The following is a 12,609-nucleotide window of genomic DNA, read 5'->3' as shown; positions in this document are numbered from 1 at the left end:
CGAACAACTCGTAAATCCTATCACGGCCCCCGCACCCGGTCAACGTGACGGGGCCCCTCCCTTGGACGGCTGGGCTGCCGAGGACGGCATGTCCCGGAGGATGATCAGCAGTTCGCCGTCCTTCATGAGCCCGAGCTCCTCGCGCGCGAGTTCTTCGACAGCCGAGGGGTCCTCGCGCAGCCGGCGGATGTCCTCGGTGAGACCATTGTTGCGCGCGGTCATCTCGTCGATCGCGACCTGCTGCACGGCGATGCGATGCCGCACGTCCATGTTGGCCAGCAGACCGCGCTCACCGAACACGCCGTCGACGATGGCGAACACGAGGACCAGCACGAGCCCGGTGCGCATCATCCGGCGGCGCACGGCCGATACGGCGTCGCTGCCGGCCGCACGTCGCGGCTTGGCAGGACTAGACTGGCGCATCGGTTCAGGAGCAGACATACGGAGCCATGAGGACGATACAGGAATCACCAGCCCCGCACAACGCCGAAGCCGGTGCGGATCGGCCAGATCCCGTCGTGATCGTGCTCACGACGTGGCCTGACGACGACCGCGCCGCCGCTGTCGCGCGCCAACTCGTCGAGGCGCGTCATGCCGCGTGCGTCACACGCCTGCCTCGCCATGCCGTCGTCTATCGATGGCAAGGAGCGGTGGAGGAGGCCGAAGAGCGGCAGTGGGTGATCAAGACCACCGCCCGCGCGCTCGACGCGCTGTGGGATGCGGTGCGTGCCGCACACCCGTACGAGACCCCCGAGTGGCTGGTGATTACGGTTACGGGCGGCAGCGAGGCGTACCTGGGGTGGGTAAGGGCAAGCACAGGAACAACGCCTAACGCCTAACGCCTAACGCCGAACGCCGAACGCCGAACGCTTGACGTCGAACGCTAAACCCGACCCTTGTGTCCACGGCCAAAACGTCGGATATCGCCATCGGCCTTGGGGCCTTCGGAGCAATGAAGGCCGAAGGCCGAATGACGAAGGCCGAATGACGACGAAGGCCGAATGACGAAGGCCGTCAGAGAACGCTGAGCGCCTGCTCCAGATCGGCCCGCAGGTCGTCGACGTCCTCGATGCCCACCGAGACGCGAATGAGGCTGTCGGTCACGCCCAGGGCGGCGCGACGCTCGGCCGGCACCGAGGCGTGGGTCATCGAGGCGGGGTGCGAAATGAGGCTCTCCACGCCGCCGAGGCTCTCGGCCAGCGCAAACAGGCGGACCCGTTCGAGGACGCCACGGGCCCGCTCCAGGGTGCCCACGTCGAACGACACCATCCCCGTGTACCCCCGCATCTGCTGCTGCGCGAGGGCGTGCTGCGGATGCGCCGGCAAACCGGGGTAGTGCACGCGATCGATCTTCGGATGCTGGGCGAGGTACTCGGCGATCGCCTGCCCGTTGCGGTTGTGGGCCTCCATGCGCACGGCCAGGGTCTTGGTGCCGCGCAGGATCAGCCAGGAGTCGAACGCGCTCAGGATCGCGCCAGCCGCGTTCTGGTAGAACTTCAGCCACTCGGCGTGGGCCGCGTGCGTGACGACCACCATCCCGCCGACACTGTCCGAGTGCCCGTTCAGGTACTTGGTCGTGCTGTGGAGCACGATGTCGGCGCCGAGCAGGATCGGCTGCTGGACGGCGGGACTCGCAAACGTGTTGTCGACGACGACCGTGATGTCGCCGCGCGCGTGCGCCGCCGCCGAGAGGGCGGCGATGTCGGCCAGGCGGAGCACCGGGTTGGTCGGGGTCTCGAGAAACAGCATCCGTGTCCGGTCCGTGAACGCGGCCACGGTGGCCTCGACGTCAGACGTGTCCACGTACGTGAAGTCCAACCCTCCCTTTCGCAGCACGCGCTCGAACAATCGGTACGTGCCGCCGTACGTATTGTCAGTGACCACGACGTGATCGCCGGGCTCGAGCAGCGTCAGCACGGCGTTGATGGCAGCCATGCCGGAGGCCCAGCCGAAGCCGGTCGTGCCGCCCTCGAGGGCAGCGATGTTTGCCTCGACGGCGCTTCGCGTCGGGTTGCTCGTGCGGGCGTACTCGTGGCCCTTGTGTCGGCCGAGGCCTTCCTGGACGTACGTCGAGGTCTGATACAGCGGCGTGATGATGGCGCCAGTCGCCTCGTCGGGTTCCTGCCCGGCATGGATGCAGAGCGTGGAGAAGCGCGCAGTGGGGTCGACGTTCACGACAGTCCTCTCGAGGGCGAACAAAAACGCGATGGTATCATTCGGCCACTGCTGGCCTGACGCGCACGCCGTCGTGCGCTCCCCGGGGCCGAGACCGCATGCCGCCTGACTCGCCCGGCCCGGTGCGCCTCGAAGCGCCTCCGGCGCACGCCCTGCTTCCGCTGCCCTCGCCGCGCGCCCTGTTCCTCGAGCACTGGGCCGGCCTGCTGCTGGTAGCCGGCCTGCTGTCGCGGGTGCTGCTGTCGCTGATCGGTCTTGCCATCGGACCCTCGGCCCCCCTCGACACGCTGCGCCGGCTCGCCACCATCGCGGTCATCGTCGGTGGCTCCGTCGTGGTGTGGCGACTGAGCCGGGTGCTGCGACAGCGACTGCTGTGGCGGGTGCGGCGAAAGCTCATCCTGTCCTATTTCTTCATCGGCGTCGTACCCGCGGCGCTCATCTTCCTGTTCTTCCTGATCGTCAGTGCGCTCACGCTGTTGAGTTTCAGTTCCTACCTGGTGAAGGAGAAGCTGGGGGATCTGCAGGCGCAAGGCCGGGTGTATGCCGACATGACGGCCGTCGAACTACAGCAGACCCGCACCCCCGGAGAAGTGCGCGACCTGCTGACGCGCAAGGCAAGCGCCGGCGCACGCACCTACCCCGGGCTGTCCATCGCGCTGCTGCCGATGAACGGCGACACACGCACGGGCATGCTCACCGTCGGTGCCTGGGATCATGGCACCCCACCTTCGTCCATTCCGGAGTGGTTGCTGCGCCAGGGCCCGTCGGTCGTCGTCGTGCCGGTGAGCGACGAGGCGGCCGCCGCAGCCGGCGCACGCCTGATCGTCCGTAGCGTGTCGTGGATTGGCACCGCGGAGACGGCGTCACGGGCAGTGGTCGTGGATCTTCCGCTCGATGACGCGGCGTCTGCGGTGCTTCGCGAGGAAACGGGCATCCGGCTGGGTGGCCTCGTTCGCATGGGTCCATCCATCACCGGTCCGTGCCCCGTGCCTGAGGGCGGCGAGATGCGCATCGACCCATCGCCGTACTCGCTGTCGTGGGTCAATTTCCTCGACGCCACCAACTGGGAGTCCGGCGCCAGCTGCAAGCTCGGTTTCCTCATCCAGCCGAGCCTCGTGCACTTGTACCGCCGTATCACCGAGGCCCAGGCCATCGGCGGCGGCTTGTCGTTCGGGCAGATGCTCGTGATCATGCTGCTGATCATCGGCAGCCTGTTCCTCGTGATCCAGATCGTCGCGTTCGTGATGGGCGTCAGTCTCGCCCGATCGATTACCGGCTCGATTCACGAACTGTTCGAGGGCACGCGGCGCGTGCAGGCCGAGGATCTCTCGCACCGCATCCGGGTACGTACCCGCGACCAGTTCGGCGCGCTTGCCTCGTCGTTCAACTCGATGGTGGAGACCATCGAGGAATTGCTCGAGCAGAAGGTCGTCAAGGAGCGCCTCCAGCAGGAACTGCAGCTGGCCCGAGACATCCAGACCTCGCTGCTGCCTTCGGAGACACTGCGCTGCGGTGAATTCACCATCGCTGCGGCATGCCGTCCGGCCCGCGAGATCGGCGGCGACTACTGCGACTTCTTCCCGCTCGACGACGACCGCATCGGCCTGCTCGTCGCCGACGTCTCCGGCAAGGGGGCATCGGCGGCCCTGTACATGGCGGAACTCAAGGGGCTGATGCTTGCCTTGTCCAGGACCCACCAGTCGCCGCGAGCGCTGCTCGGCGAGGTCAATCGCGTCCTCTCGGACAACCTCGGCCGCACCAGCTTCGTGACGATGACGTACGCCGTGCTCGATGTGCGCCAGCGGACGCTGACGCATGCCCGCGCCGGGCACACGCCACTCATTCACTTCCGCTCGGGCGACGTGTTTCCGCGCACGCGCCTGGTGGCGCCCGAAGGGCTCGTCCTCGGCGTGCGCATGGCGTCGATTCGCTCGCGCTTCGAGGGCCTGCTCAAGGAGCACACGCTGACGCTCGCCCCTGGCGACGCCGTCGTGCTGTTCACCGACGGGATCAGCGAGGCGATGAACGAGGTGCGCGACCTGTACGGCGAGGATCGCCTGTGCCTCTGCGTCGAGGACCACGCCCACCTCGAGCCCGACGCCCTGTGCGACGAGATCTTCGAGAGCGTGCGGGAATTCGCCGATGGCGCCGAGCAGCATGACGACATGACGATGATCGTGCTGAAGGTGGGCAACAGCGCCGCGGCGAGCGCCAGCCACGTCGGCGAGGTCCACGGATGACCGGACGGACAGTGGTGTGCACCACGACGTCCGAGCCCGAGGCGGCGTTGGTCGCCGGGCTGCTCGAGGCCGAAGGCTTCTCGCCAGCCATCGAGCGATCGCCGCTCCGCAGCGTATTCCCGGTCCCGATTGCCTTCTTCGGCCAGTTGCGCGTCACCGTGCCCGACGAGGAGGCTGACGAAGCCAGCCGCCTGCTCCGCCGTTTCGACAAGCCCGCCGATGCGGGTCCGAAGGTCGTGCCGCTGCGCGACGATCTTGCGCCGCTCGAACATCGCCTCGGCTATCGCTTCCGCGATCGCGGCCTGCTCGAACTCGCGCTCACGCACCGGTCGCGTGCCCACGAGGACGGCCTCGGGCAGGACGCCACCAACGAGTCGCTGGAGTTCCTCGGTGATGCCGTGCTGGGTTTCGTCATCGCCGATCTCGTCTACCAGGAGTTCCCGGAGTCCGACGAGGGCCAGAAGAGCAAGATGAAGTCGTCGCTCGTGTCGTTCACGGCGCTGGCGCGGGCAGCCGAGAGCATCGAACTCGGTGCGCACCTGCGGCTTGGACGGGGTGAGGAGAAGACGGGGGGACGGCACAAGCCGGTGCTCCTGGCTGACGCCTGCGAGGCGGTCATCGCCGCGGTCTACATCGACGGTGGCCTCGGTGCGTCGCGCGGCCTGGTGCTGCGCCTGCTGATGCCATTGCTCGAGGAGGTCAGGTCGGGCGGGGCGGCGACCGCGGGCGCCGGCGACTTCAAGTCGTCGCTGCAGGAGTACCTGCAGGCGCGGCGGTTGCCGCCACCGGTCTACCGCATCGTCGATCAGGCAGGGCCCGATCACGACAAGACGTTCACGGTCGACGTACAGGCGGTCGGCCGCGTGCTTGGCGAGGCCGAGGGACGCAGTCGCAAGGAGGCCGAGCAGCAGGCGGCGCGTGCGGCGCTGGATGCGCTCCAGCAGGGCTCAATCGATCTCGATGATGCCGCCGGTCGATGACGACGGCCGGCCAACGCTGACGGGGACGTCGGGCAGTGCTGCCAGGCGCTCGCTCGCGTAGCGCTGCGTCTCGCGGGCGACCTGCGCATCGGTGGGCACGTCGGCGCCGTTGTTCAGGCGCACCCAGAGGCGCAGCAGTGGATCGGTCACCGTGTACCGTTTGCGGTCGACCGTGAGCAGGTCCACGTCGAGCATCCACGACAGGTAGTCCTTCGTCGAGCCGGGCGTGCGATGCAACCGTTGCGCGATGTGCGTGAGCGTGAGCGGTTGTTGCTCCGCCAGCACGTCGAGAATGGCGCGCAACGCGCCGTAGCCGCGGGCTCGCTGCAGGCGCACTTCGTAAGAGAGCCGCAGGCGACGCTCGAGCGCGCTGCCACACAGCAACTGTTCGGTGAGTGCGCCGACCGGATCGGCGATGCCGTGGCGGCGCGCCTGGCGCAGCGCGTCGCTGACGAGGACGGCGTACCCGAGGCGTCCCCCGGTGAGCGCGAGCACCTGCTGTTGTTCCAGCGGATCGAGTCCAGCAAGTGCCTCTGCCGTCCGCCCGTCGCCGGTCATCGTCGCATCGTCGAGCATCACCGAGGAGATGCGCGGCCAGCTCGCGGCGAGGCGAGCGCCGCGCTGGCGGAACCTGGTGGCGAGGACGAACCGGTTGTCGGAGACGCCGAGCGCCTGGCCTGTCTCGCTCATCAACGCCTTCAGGCCAGGGAAGCTTTCGAACGTCCGGAGGTCGAGGACCTCGTCGAGCAGGAACGTGAACCGACGACCCGATGCGGCGCGCGCGCTGGTCAGGAGCGCGAGCATGGCGGCAAACGCCTCGCGTGGCGACGAAAGCGCGGCCGGCGCCGGCAGCGCGGGAGCGTCCTCGGCGACGCGTACGTGGCGTAACAGCGATCGATAGCACTGCTCCGGCGTGGTGGCCAGGCGCTCGACGTCGAGGTACACCGGCATCGTGTCGGCGCCAAGGCGAGTCATCACTGCGTGCAGCGCGTGCGTGCGCCCCGCGCTGCAGCCGCCGATCAGCAGCGGGATCCCTGGCGTCGGCGAGGCCAGCACGGTCAGCACGAGTTCGATCAATGGCATGAGCGGAAGCACTAGAGCCTACGGAGGCCCGGTGGCAGTGTCAACCATGTCAAGGATGCAAGCATGGGTGGCGCCTGCGAGTGCCGTTTGCTAGGATGGCGTGTTCCGTGGTCGCGCGAGGGCGTGCGACAGTCTCCGTGCCGAGTATCTCCGTCATGAACATTGCCGTGTTGGGTGCCCAGTGGGGCGATGAGGGCAAGGGCAAGATCGTCGATCTGCTCACGCCGAATTTCTCGTTCGTGACGCGTTACCAGGGGGGGCACAACGCGGGCCACACCGTGTACGTCAACGGTCGCAAGTTCATCCTGCGGCTGTTGCCGTCGGGGATCCTGCACTCGACCGTGTCGTGCGTCATCGGCAACGGCCTGGTGGTCGATCCCGTCGCGCTGTTTTCCGAGATCGACGAGATCACGGCGGCGGGCATCGACGTCACCGGCCGGCTGTTCGTGAGCAGCAAGGCGCACCTGATCCTGCCGTATCACAAGGAACTCGACGTCCTCTCCGAGGCCAAGCGTGGTGAGCGCAAGATCGGGACGACCTCGCGCGGCATCGGGCCTGCCTACGAGGACAAGATCGGCCGCCGCGGCATCCGCGTCGGTGACCTGTCTGGTGGCGCGTCGCGACAGATGCTCGAGGATGCCGTGCGCCATAACGTGGAAGCGCGCAACAACCTGATCCCGGACGCGCGCATGGACTGGCGCGAAGTGCTCGCGGGACTGGACACGATCTGGATCCGGCTCGCGCCGTTCGTCACCGACGTGTCCGTACTGCTGGACGAGGCGATTCGCGCCGGCAAGCGAGTGATGTTCGAGGGAGCCCAGGGCACGCTGCTCGACATCGACCACGGTACCTATCCCTACGTGACCTCGTCCAACGCCACGACTGGCGGCATCTGCACCGGCCTCGGGATCGGTCCCAAGCACATCACCGGCGTGATGGGCGTCGCCAAGGCGTACACCACGCGCGTGGGCGAGGGGCCATTCCCGAGCGAACTGCTCGACGACATGGGCCAGAAGCTGCGTGACGGCGGCAGCGAATACGGATCGGTGACGGGGCGGCCGCGCCGCTGCGGCTGGTTCGACGCGGTCGCGGTGCGCTACGCCGTGCGCGTGAATGGCCTCGATGCGTTGGCCATCACCAAGATGGACGTCCTCGACGGCTTTCCGACGCTGAAGATCTGCACGGGCTATACCGTTGACGGCGAAACGCTCGAGCATTTCCCGTCGGAGATCGGGCAGCTCGCGCGCTGCGAGCCCGTGTACCGCGAAGTGCCAGGCTGGACGGCGCCGACCGCGGGCGTGAGGCGCTTCGAGGATCTGCCGGCAGAAGCGCGCGCCTACATCGCGACGCTCGAGGATGTCTGCGGCGTGCCTGTCGCGCTCATCTCCACCGGCTCCGATCGCCACGAGACCATCCTGCGCGGCGACTCCATCGCCGCCCGCTGGTTCACGCTGCCCGACTGACATGATCGCGACTCCCGCCTCTGGCTCGGTTCGGGTCGCAGCGCGGGCGGCCGCAGACGTGCCGATCGCACTCAGGTGCGTCGGGCTGGTCAAGCGCTACGGTGACGTGATCGCCGTCGACGGCCTCGATCTCGAGGTTCACACCGGCGAATGCTTCGGGCTGCTCGGTCCGAACGGTGCGGGCAAGACCACCACCATCGAGATTCTGGAAGGCCTCAACACGCCGGACGCCGGCGAGGTGGAGGTGCTCGGCCGTCGCTGGGCGACTGACGCCGATCATCTTCGGCAGCGACTCGGGATCCAGCTGCAGGAGACACAGCTCAACGAGAAGCTCACCGTGGCTGAACTCCTGCGGCTCTTCCGTTCGTTCTACGGGCAAGGGCCGACGGTGGGGGAGTTGATCGCGAGCGTCGGGCTCGAGTCGAAGCGGGACGCCTGGTACGGCAAGCTCTCGGGCGGCCAGAAGCAGCGCCTGGCGCTCGCCTGCGCACTGGCAGGCGATCCTGACCTGCTGTTCCTCGACGAGCCGACCACAGGGCTCGATCCACAATCGCGGCGCCAATTGTGGGACCTGCTCGCGCAGTACAAGCAACGCGGGCGCACCGTCATGATCACCACGCACTACATGGACGAAGCGCAGGTCCTGTGTGACCGCGTGGCGATCGTGGATCAAGGCAAGGTCATCGCGCTCGGCACTCCCGTGGAACTCATCGCCTCGCTCGGCGCCGAGCATGTCGTGGATTTCGCACTCGCCGAGGGAAGGACGTTGCCAGCGGTCGATGCGCTCACGCGTCTGCCGGGCGTGCGCCGCGCCTCGGTGCAGGACAACCGAGGCACGCTGATCGTCTCCCACCTGCACGAGGCGTTGCCCGCCCTGCTCGCGTCGGTGGCCGACGCGGACGCGTTCACCTTGTTGACGACGCACAGTGCGACGCTGGAGGACGTGTTCGTCGCGCTCACGGGCCGCCAATTGAGGGACACGTGACGAGGGCGGCCGCCTTCTGCGGTGCTCCACGGCCAGTCGGCCATCGGCCTTCGAAGCTCGCGGGGCCTTCCTGATTTCCTGCGTCCCTGTGTTCCTGTTCTCCTGCCACTGATGCGTCCCCGTCATCCGCTCATCGAGCTGACCCTCTCGCGATTCAAGGAGTTCCTCCGGGAGCCCGAAGCCGTGTTCTGGGTCTTCGCGTTCCCGGTCCTGCTGGCGTGCGCGCTCGGCCTGGCGTTCCGCAACCAGGGCGCGCCCGACGTGCTCGTCGGCGTGCTCCGAGGCGGGGCAGTGCCGCACGCGGCGATCGTCTCGACGCTCGAGCACGTCAAGGGCGTGCGCGTGCGCGTCGTCGATCGGGGCGAAGCCGACGTCGCCTTGCGCAACGGCGCGATTCACCTCCTCGTGGTGCCTGGCGTGCCAGTCACCTACGAACTCGATCCGAGCCGTCCGGAAAGTCGTGTCAGCCGATTCGTCGTGGACGACGTCCTGCAGGGGGCCGCGGGTCGCCGGGCGGCAGTGCCTGTCGCGGACCGGCTCGTGACGGTGCCGGGCTCTCGCTACATCGACTGGGTGGTGCCCGGGTTGCTGGGCATGAACATCATGGGCACGGGCATGTGGAGCGTCGCCTTCTCGGTGGTCAACTCGCGGGTGCGCAAGCTGCTCAAGCGGCTCATCGCCACGCCGATGCGCCGGCGCGACTACCTGCTGTCGCACATGGCCTCGCGTCTCATCTTCCTGGTGCTGGAAGTGGGGCTGCTCCTGGGGTTCGCGGTGCCGGTCTTCGGCATCCCGGTCAACGGGTCCTGGCTGTTATTGGGCGCGCTCTGCGTGCTCGGCGCGCTGGCGTTCTCGGGGCTCGGACTGCTCGTGGCGAGCCGGGCGCAGACGGTCGAGGGCGTGTCGGGCCTGATGAACCTGGTGATGGTGCCCATGTGGGTCTTTTCCGGCGTGTTCTTCGCCTCCGAGAATTTTCCGGAGGCGATGCAGCCGTTCATCTCGCTGCTGCCGCTCACGGCGCTGAACCAGGCGCTGCGCGGGGTGATGATTGACGGGAGCGGGCTGCCGACGCTCACGCCCCAGGTGACGATTCTCGTCGGATGGACGCTCGTGAGTTTCACGGCGGCGCTCCGGCTCTTCCGCTGGCGCTGATCGTCCGCGCGCCCGGTGCGCCGTGGACAGGAGAAACAGGGGTCATGACCAACGAACAGGCTGTATTCCTTGCCGATCACTACGTCTCGCTGATGAGCGGCGAGGTGAAGACAACGCTGAAGGTGCTGGGGGCGGTGACCGAAGACGGCCGCTCGTATCGTCCCGACGAGAAGTCGCGGACGGCGTGGGAGCTCGCGACCCACGTGGCGCAGAGCGACGTCTGGTTCCTCAACGGTGTGATCAACGGCCGTTTCGGCAGCGACGGCGATGCAGCCGAGTCGCAACGGGCCGGGTTCGGGTCGATCGCGGATGTCGTGCGATTCTACGAGCGCGAGGTGCCGGCCTGTCTCGAGCGGGTCCGCGCGATGTCGCCCGAAGACCTGCTGCGCACCGTGGACTTCTTCGGCGTCGTCCAGTGGCCGGCGGTGAAGTTCCTCGGCCTGGCCAACAATCACGGCATCCACCACCGTGGCCAGCTCACGGCCTACCTGCGCGGGCTGGGCTCGAAGGTGCCGGCGATGTACGGCGGCAGTGCGGACGAACCGTTCACGCGGTAGGCTAGACTTTCTCTGAGTGCGCCTGTAGCTCAGTCGGTAGAGCAGCGGCCTTTTAAGCCGTTGGTCGTGGGTTCGAGTCCCACCGGGCGCACCACACGCGCATTCGCGCGTGTGGCGGCCCGGCTGGCTTCAGGCCCACGGCTCCGCCTTCGGCTCGCCATCGGGCTCGAGTCCCACCGGGCGCACCAAGTAAGTATCTTTAAATAAACAACTTAGATGATTTATCTCGACCCGCCAGAATAGCCTTCCAGCGCTTTGGAGGTGCATTAGGGGTGCGGGTTGGCGACCGCACGTCTGCCAAACCTGCCGTTCAGCATTGCTTGCTGACGTGCGCTTGCACCCAGTCCTCGAGATCGCGGCGGCGATACACGACCCGCCTGGCGCCAGCCTGCACGAATGGCGGCGCATCAATCGCTGCTCTGAACCGCGCCGTGCGCGCCTTCTTGAGCCACGCGCGACTCATACCCAGGTACTGCGCCGCTTCGGCTTCACTCAGGGCGAAGCGACGTGAGAGATCTAGTCCAGGCGCACCAGCATCGAGCACGGACGCCGGCCTGTTCGACAGTACCGGCCTCATCCTCACCGCAAATCTCCGCAACTCCCGACGGTCCAGCACCGCGCAAGGCGCACGTCACGTAGCGCTGGGCCCGACCGTGGGCCTCACGTGGCTTTTGAGGAAGTTCCGACGTCGAGCTGTCGTTCGGCGCTACCGATCATGCAGGCGTAACAATCGAAGCGCCGCCAGTTTCGATGTCCACCGCGAACTTGTCGGGCAGGTCACTGGCCCGGATCGCGGCCGCCTCGCTCGCCACGTCATACGGAACGCGGATGAACGCCACAGGATTCGTGGTGTCCGCTCCGTCCAGGATGCTGTAGCACGCGCGCCAGTCGCCGTCCTTCGGCTTGCCGACCGATCCCGCATTCACGAAGAGCACATCGTCGACGAGCTTCGTGTACGGCTTGTGTGTATGGCCGAACACGATGATGTCCGCCTGCGAGGACGCGGCCAGCCGCTGGAAGCTCGAGATCGGCCGGTCTTCGAACAGGTACTCGTTGACCCGCCGCGGACTCCCGTGGACGAGGAGCACGCGCCTGCCGTCCGCGTCGAACCGGATCTCGCTCACCAGGGTGCGCAAGAACGCCTTGTTCTCTGACGTGACTGTCGCCTTCGTCCACGCGAGCGACCGATCGCCGAGCGCCTTGTCGACGGGGTTCGTGTACGCGCACCCGCACTCGTCTCGCTCGAAACCCACGCCATCGTCGTAGTTGCCCATGATCGTGGGGATGCCTTCGGCTCGAACCCGCTCGGTGACTTCATTCGGGTGAGCGGCGTAGCCCACCAGATCGCCAAGGCAGTACACCGCATCCACTGGCCGTGTCCGCAGATCGGCCAGTACCGCGTCGAGCGCCTGCAGATTGCCGTGGATGTCGCTGATGATCGCGATGCGCATGCTGGGTCCGTCGCCCTTAGCGATTAGTGAGCTATTGGCTGGTTCACGCAGCGGGTGCTGAGCGGTGAGCCCTGCGTACGTCAGTTCCGGTTCGCAGGGCGATGTCGATCAGCCCCTCGGCCAGTCCGTTTGCTTTCGCGTCACGCACGGCCGTCGCGATGGCGTCGGCGGCGCCCACGGCGGCCGCCGCACCGACTGCCGCCACGGCGCGCACGAGTGCCGCTGGTGGCTTCGCGGTCGCTTCGGCGACGAGGTGCGCCAGCTCGTGCCGTGTCAGAAACCGTCCTTCGGATACGACGTCTCCGTTCATGAACACCGCCGGCAACGCCATCGCCGTGGGGACGGCGATGTCCACCGTCGATTGCGCGTAGGCGTCTGTGTCGACGCGCTCTACCAAGACACCGGCCGCTTCCAGCCAATCCAGCGCATCTTCGAACGCCGTTGACCTGCGGTCAGGCACTGCGCCAATGACACCGACGAGCGGTGGTGGAACGTGACGGACGACTCTGAGTGACACCATGAT

Annotated in this window: 13 protein-coding genes and 1 tRNA gene; 8 read left to right on the top strand and 6 right to left on the bottom strand. The window is 67.3% G+C overall.

Features of this window, described 5'->3' with window-relative positions:
• Window positions 1–39: 39 nt before the first annotated feature.
• Window positions 40–423 carry an FtsB family cell division protein gene (locus tag LuPra_RS20215; RefSeq protein WP_157899456.1) on the bottom strand — a complete coding sequence of 128 codons (384 nt, stop codon included), beginning with the start codon at window positions 421–423 and terminating at the stop codon, window positions 40–42.
• A gap of 26 nt (window positions 424–449) precedes the next feature.
• Between LuPra_RS20215 and cutA the strand changes: the two genes are divergently transcribed.
• Window positions 450–839 (top strand): divalent-cation tolerance protein CutA, encoded by a 390-nt coding sequence (gene cutA / locus LuPra_RS20210; protein WP_110172420.1) that lies wholly within the window; start codon window positions 450–452, stop codon window positions 837–839.
• Window positions 840–1,014: 175 nt separating this feature from the next.
• On the opposite strand, the gene LuPra_RS20205 is transcribed toward cutA, so the two are convergent.
• A complete protein-coding gene (locus LuPra_RS20205) occupies window positions 1,015–2,175 on the bottom strand; it encodes a trans-sulfuration enzyme family protein (protein ID WP_201792161.1) in 1,161 nt (386 codons plus the stop codon).
• A 98-nt stretch (window positions 2,176–2,273) separates the two neighbouring features.
• Here LuPra_RS20205 and LuPra_RS20200 point away from each other — a divergent pair, with 98 nt between their 5' ends.
• Entirely contained in the window at window positions 2,274–4,415 is a 2,142-nt protein-coding gene (locus tag LuPra_RS20200) for a PP2C family protein-serine/threonine phosphatase (protein ID WP_110172419.1), read from the top strand.
• Window positions 4,412–5,395, top strand: a complete 984-nt coding sequence (gene rnc, locus LuPra_RS20195) for a ribonuclease III (protein WP_110172418.1) — start codon at window positions 4,412–4,414, stop codon at window positions 5,393–5,395. Before LuPra_RS20200 ends, rnc begins: the two co-directional genes overlap by 4 nt.
• Here the strand turns inward: rnc and LuPra_RS20190 are convergent.
• A complete protein-coding gene (locus tag LuPra_RS20190; protein WP_157899455.1) occupies window positions 5,363–6,478 on the bottom strand; it encodes an ATP-binding protein in 1,116 nt (371 codons plus the stop codon). The two genes, rnc and LuPra_RS20190, sit on opposite strands and share 33 nt — an antisense overlap.
• A gap of 155 nt (window positions 6,479–6,633) precedes the next feature.
• On the opposite strand from LuPra_RS20190, the gene LuPra_RS20185 reads away from it, so the two are divergent.
• The 5 genes from LuPra_RS20185 to LuPra_RS20165 all read left to right on the top strand — a co-directional run bounded on the left by LuPra_RS20185 (window position 6,634) and on the right by LuPra_RS20165 (window position 10,729).
• Window positions 6,634–7,941, top strand: a complete 1,308-nt coding sequence (locus LuPra_RS20185; RefSeq protein WP_234800481.1) for an adenylosuccinate synthase — start codon at window positions 6,634–6,636, stop codon at window positions 7,939–7,941.
• Window position 7,942: 1 nt separating this feature from the next.
• Window positions 7,943–8,926 (top strand): ABC transporter ATP-binding protein, encoded by a 984-nt coding sequence (locus LuPra_RS20180; RefSeq protein WP_110172415.1) that lies wholly within the window; start codon window positions 7,943–7,945, stop codon window positions 8,924–8,926.
• Window positions 8,927–9,037: 111 nt separating this feature from the next.
• Window positions 9,038–10,078: an ABC transporter permease gene (locus LuPra_RS20175; RefSeq protein WP_110174788.1), complete on the top strand. Its 1,041-nt coding sequence runs from the start codon at window positions 9,038–9,040 to the stop codon at window positions 10,076–10,078.
• A 44-nt stretch (window positions 10,079–10,122) separates the two neighbouring features.
• Window positions 10,123–10,635 carry a DinB family protein gene (locus LuPra_RS20170; protein WP_157899454.1) on the top strand — a complete coding sequence of 171 codons (513 nt, stop codon included), beginning with the start codon at window positions 10,123–10,125 and terminating at the stop codon, window positions 10,633–10,635.
• 18 nt (window positions 10,636–10,653) lie between these two features.
• Window positions 10,654–10,729, top strand: a tRNA-Lys gene (locus tag LuPra_RS20165).
• A 216-nt stretch (window positions 10,730–10,945) separates the two neighbouring features.
• On the opposite strand, the gene LuPra_RS33965 is transcribed toward LuPra_RS20165, so the two are convergent.
• The 3 genes from LuPra_RS33965 to LuPra_RS20150 all read right to left on the bottom strand — a co-directional run bounded on the left by LuPra_RS33965 (window position 10,946) and on the right by LuPra_RS20150 (window position 12,606).
• Window positions 10,946–11,212, bottom strand: a complete 267-nt coding sequence (locus LuPra_RS33965) for a helix-turn-helix transcriptional regulator (RefSeq protein WP_110172413.1) — start codon at window positions 11,210–11,212, stop codon at window positions 10,946–10,948.
• Between the two features lie 136 nt (window positions 11,213–11,348).
• A complete protein-coding gene (locus tag LuPra_RS20155) occupies window positions 11,349–12,086 on the bottom strand; it encodes a metallophosphoesterase family protein (RefSeq protein WP_110172412.1) in 738 nt (245 codons plus the stop codon).
• Between the two features lie 43 nt (window positions 12,087–12,129).
• A complete protein-coding gene (locus LuPra_RS20150; RefSeq protein WP_110172411.1) occupies window positions 12,130–12,606 on the bottom strand; it encodes an arsenic metallochaperone ArsD family protein in 477 nt (158 codons plus the stop codon).
• Between the last annotated feature and the right edge of the window lie 3 nt (window positions 12,607–12,609).

Source organism: Luteitalea pratensis (genome assembly GCF_001618865.1).
Lineage (GTDB): Bacteria > Acidobacteriota > Vicinamibacteria > Vicinamibacterales > Vicinamibacteraceae > Luteitalea > Luteitalea pratensis.
The sequence above is the reverse complement of the archived record's forward strand: the minus strand, read 5'-3'. Positions and strand labels throughout refer to the sequence as shown.

What these genes read in the sequence shown, in the direction of transcription:
- LuPra_RS20155 (WP_110172412.1), bottom strand. Translation starts at nt 12,086, where the DNA reads ATGCGCATCGCGATCATCAGCGACATCCACGGCAATCTGCAGGCGCTC.
- LuPra_RS20200 (WP_110172419.1), top strand. Translation starts at nt 2,274, where the DNA reads ATGCCGCCTGACTCGCCCGGCCCGGTGCGCCTCGAAGCGCCTCCGGCG.
- rnc (WP_110172418.1), top strand. Translation starts at nt 4,412, where the DNA reads ATGACCGGACGGACAGTGGTGTGCACCACGACGTCCGAGCCCGAGGCG.
- LuPra_RS20175 (WP_110174788.1), top strand. Translation starts at nt 9,038, where the DNA reads ATGCGTCCCCGTCATCCGCTCATCGAGCTGACCCTCTCGCGATTCAAG.
- LuPra_RS20180 (WP_110172415.1), top strand. Translation starts at nt 7,943, where the DNA reads ATGATCGCGACTCCCGCCTCTGGCTCGGTTCGGGTCGCAGCGCGGGCG.
- LuPra_RS33965 (WP_110172413.1), bottom strand. Translation starts at nt 11,212, where the DNA reads ATGAGGCCGGTACTGTCGAACAGGCCGGCGTCCGTGCTCGATGCTGGT.
- cutA (WP_110172420.1), top strand. Translation starts at nt 450, where the DNA reads ATGAGGACGATACAGGAATCACCAGCCCCGCACAACGCCGAAGCCGGT.
- LuPra_RS20150 (WP_110172411.1), bottom strand. Translation starts at nt 12,606, where the DNA reads ATGGTGTCACTCAGAGTCGTCCGTCACGTTCCACCACCGCTCGTCGGT.
- LuPra_RS20185 (WP_234800481.1), top strand. Translation starts at nt 6,634, where the DNA reads ATGAACATTGCCGTGTTGGGTGCCCAGTGGGGCGATGAGGGCAAGGGC.
- LuPra_RS20215 (WP_157899456.1), bottom strand. Translation starts at nt 423, where the DNA reads ATGCGCCAGTCTAGTCCTGCCAAGCCGCGACGTGCGGCCGGCAGCGAC.
- LuPra_RS20190 (WP_157899455.1), bottom strand. Translation starts at nt 6,478, where the DNA reads ATGCCATTGATCGAACTCGTGCTGACCGTGCTGGCCTCGCCGACGCCA.
- LuPra_RS20170 (WP_157899454.1), top strand. Translation starts at nt 10,123, where the DNA reads ATGACCAACGAACAGGCTGTATTCCTTGCCGATCACTACGTCTCGCTG.